This is a genomic window from Polaromonas sp. CG_9.5 (assembly GCF_035984465.1).
Taxonomy (GTDB): Bacteria; Pseudomonadota; Gammaproteobacteria; order Burkholderiales; family Burkholderiaceae_C; genus Polaromonas.
The window spans coordinates 1-1,488 of sequence record NZ_JAXCHR010000066.1 but is presented as its reverse complement, the minus strand read 5'-3'; the positions used below and the strand labels follow the sequence as shown (position 1 = coordinate 1,488).

1 protein-coding gene is annotated in these 1,488 nt (G+C 63.3%); it reads left to right on the top strand.

All coding sequences use genetic code 11. From position 1 onward, the window contains the following. The first annotated feature begins 44 nt into the window (after nt 1-44). The gene (gene tnpC / locus RCH06_RS17810; protein ID WP_327082797.1) at nt 45-1,475 is read left to right on the top strand and encodes an IS66 family transposase; all 1,431 of its coding nucleotides are present in this window, start codon (nt 45-47) and stop codon (nt 1,473-1,475) included. Nucleotides 1,476-1,488 lie beyond the last annotated feature (13 nt).

Below are 1,488 nucleotides of genomic sequence, written 5' to 3'. Positions count from 1 at the left end.
GTAACTACTCAGCTCCCTCGAAGTGATAAGCGAGAATAAGAGCAATGCCCAGCCTGCCCGATCTCAGCGAACTCAGTCCTGCGCAAAAGGACGAGCTGATCAGACTGTTGTGGGCGCAACTGCTCAAGCAAGAAGAACGCATCGGGCAGCTCGAAGGACGCCTAAAGCTGAACAGCCGCAACTCCAGCAAACCGCCTTCGAGCGACGGCCTGGCCAAGCCCGCGCCCAAGTCACTGCGCCTCAAAGGCCAGCGCCCCGTGGGCGGGCAAAAGGGCCATGAGGGCAATACGCTGCGCCAAAGGGCGCAGGTCGATGAAGTCATCAACCATCCCAGTAGCACTGCCTGCCCGGACTGCCAGGGGCCGTGGGTGCAGCACGAGGTGATCGACAGGCGCCAGGTGTTTGAGTTGCCGGTACTGCGCGCGCAGGTCACTGAACACCGCCTAATACGCTCAAGCTGCCGCTGCGGGGCGGTGCATGAGGGCTGCTGGCCGAGTGGCGTGAATGCCCCTGCCCAGTATGGCCCGCGTGCCAAGGCACTGGTGGTCCACCTCAATCAGTACCACTTGGTGCCGCTTGAGCGAACGTGCGGGTTGATGCACGATATCTTCAACCTGCCACTGAGCCAGGCCAGCGTGCTGGCGTTCAACAGCCAGGCCGCGCTGGCACTGGGGCCCACGGTGGCGGCCATCGGTCAGGCGGTGCAGGCTGCGGCCGTGGTGCATGCCGACGAGACCGGCATCCGCATCGAGGGCAAGCTGCACTGGCTGCACTGCCTGGTCACGGGCAGCTTGAGCTGGCTGGGGCATCATGCCAAGCGCGGCCATGAAGCGTTCGAAGCGCTGGGGCTGCTGGCCGGGGTGCGCGGCACGCTGGTGCATGACGGCCTGGTGGGCTACAGGCCTCTGGTGTGCGCGCACAGCCTGTGCAATGCGCACCATCTGCGCGAGCTGACGTTTGTGCATGAGCAGTCTGCCGACAAGGCCTTTAACGGCTGGGCGCAGGAGATGAAGACGCTGCTGGTGCAGGCCAATGAGGAAGTCAAGCAAGCCGGTGCGCCGCTGGCCCTGGAGCGCCAGGGCTGGTTTGAGGCGCAGTGGGAGCGCTTGCTCGAATGCGGCGAAGCCTTTCATCCTGAAGTTAAATTCGACGGCTATGCCCAAAGCAAACGGGGCCGGCACAAGCAAAGCAAGGAATTTAATTTGCTCAGACGGCTGCGGGTGTACCGCCAGGATGTCTGGCGCTTCATGACGCACGAGGGCGTGCCGTTCACCAACAACCTGGCCGAGCAGGCCCTGCGCATGTCCAAAGTGCGCCAGAAGGTCTCGGGCTGCTTTCGCACCGATGCAGGCGCCAGCACCTTCTTCACCATCCGCTCGTACCTGGCCACCCTTCGCAAGCAGCGCGCTTGCCTCTTTGAATGCCTCGTCAGCACTTTCAGGGGCCAGCCTGTTCAGCCTCGCTGGGCTGGGTGAGCTGAGTAGTTAC

Excerpts from the sequence above, each read along its gene's own strand:
- tnpC (WP_327082797.1), top strand. The coding sequence starts at position 45 with ATGCCCAGCCTGCCCGATCTCAGCGAACTCAGTCCTGCGCAAAAGGAC.